General features: G+C 59.4%; 2 protein-coding genes. Both read right to left on the reverse strand.

What is annotated here, in order from left to right; genetic code table 11:
* Positions 1-100, reverse strand: a 100-nt coding sequence (locus tag EN914_RS34620; RefSeq protein ID WP_164779140.1) for a pilus assembly protein TadG-related protein, incomplete at its 3' end; no start/stop codon positions are given.
* 63 nt (positions 101-163) lie between these two features.
* Positions 164-1,513, reverse strand: a complete 1,350-nt coding sequence (hemN, locus tag EN914_RS34625; RefSeq protein ID WP_024505301.1) for an oxygen-independent coproporphyrinogen III oxidase — start codon at positions 1,511-1,513, stop codon at positions 164-166.
* Positions 1,514-1,673 lie beyond the last annotated feature (160 nt).

A 1,673-nucleotide genomic window follows, 5' to 3' on the forward strand; every position in this document is an offset into this window, starting at 1 on the left:
GCTGCTCGTTGGACCGGGTCTGGACCGCCCTGGTATAGTCGACCGAGAAGCCGATGGCGGTGATGATGGGCGCCAGCATGAAAACAAACAACGGGCCCATCGAACCGTCATGGGAACGCGCGAACCGGTCTACAATTCAGACGTGGGAGCATTTCTGAGCGGCTCAGACCGCCACCGAGTGCCTGGCTTTGCCGGTTTCAAGATATTTGTCGAACTTCGCTGCGATGCTTCTGACAAAGGGCCGGCTTTCCGCCGGCACGACGAAGCGGTCACCATCAAGTTCAAGCAACCGCGCCGGATCATGAAGGGCCGTGGAACTTGCCTTCAGCAGAAGCCTCTGGCCGGCTTTGCCAAAACGCTCCACCAGCTCGATGGCTGAGAAGGCGAAATCACACATCAGCCTCTCGATGATCCAGCCGCGGACGCGGTCGTCGTCGGAAAGCGCGATGCCGCGGACAGCCGCCAGCCCACCGTCTGAGACCATGCGTCCATACTCCGTGTTCGATGGCATATTCTGCACATAGCCTTGGCGAAATTGACTGATGGACGATGGGCCGAGGCCGATCAAGGTTTCGCAGCGATCCTCGGTATAGCCTTGGAAATTCCGGCGCAAGCAGCCGGTTCGGGCCGCTACAGCCAACGCATCGTTGGGCTTGGCGAAATGGTCGAAGCCGACGGGCTCATACCCCGCGTTCAGCATAAGACACGCGGCCAGTTGTGATTGAGCAAGGCGCTGTGCCGGACCAGGCAACCATGCCTCGTCGATCATCGTCTGATGCTTCTTGAACCAGGGTACATGCGCGTAGCCAAACAACGCCATCCGATCCGGTTCCAGGGTCAGTGCCTGCGCGACGGTTGAGGAGACGCTCTCCCTGGTCTGGTGCGGCAAGCCGTAGAGCAGGTCCAGATTGACCGATTCGACGCCGCGCGAACGAACGCCATCGATGACCGCTTTGGTCTGCAAAAAGCTTTGCTCGCGGTTAATTGCCTTTTGTACCTTCAGGTCAAAGTCCTGGACGCCGAGGCTCGCCCGGGTCATGCCGATCTCGGCCAGCGCATCAAGACGGGCGTCGTCCATATCATTGGGATCGATTTCGACGCTGATCTTGGCGTCCGGAAGGAAATCGAAGCTGGACCGCAATGCTTTCCCCAGCACCACCATGTCCTCGGACTTCAGCATCGTCGGAGAGCCGCCACCGAAGTGGACGGCGCGCACGCCAGCCTTGCCGCCGACAATACGGGCAACGGTGGCGATCTCGGCGTGCAACGAGCGGAGATAGGCAGTTACCGGCTCATAGTGACGTGTTTGCTTGGTGTGGCAGGCACAGAACCAGCAGAGTCTGTCGCAGTAGGGAATATGCAGATAGAGTGAAATCTCGTCGCCGTTCTCCAGCGCCTCCAGCCAGCCTCGACAGATAGTGGCATCGACCCCCGGATGGAAATGCGGCGCGGTCGGATAGCTCGTGTAGCGCGGCACGTTCTCGCCAAGTCTGGCAGCTAGTTCCGGTCGCATCTCGCCATTCCTGTGGTTGCATGGCCCGGAAAATGACCGCAACGGCACGCCGATACCTTGATTTCGGTCAAAGCCTTTGCACCGGACAAACTGCCACAAGGCTTTTTCAATGGCCGATGCTTATCTTGCCGATACCCTGGATCCTCGGACGATCGTGATG

Origin of the sequence: Mesorhizobium sp. M7A.F.Ca.CA.001.08.2.1, from assembly GCF_003998455.1 — a bacterium.
In the GTDB taxonomy this organism is placed as follows: Bacteria; Pseudomonadota; Alphaproteobacteria; order Rhizobiales; family Rhizobiaceae; genus Mesorhizobium; species Mesorhizobium ciceri.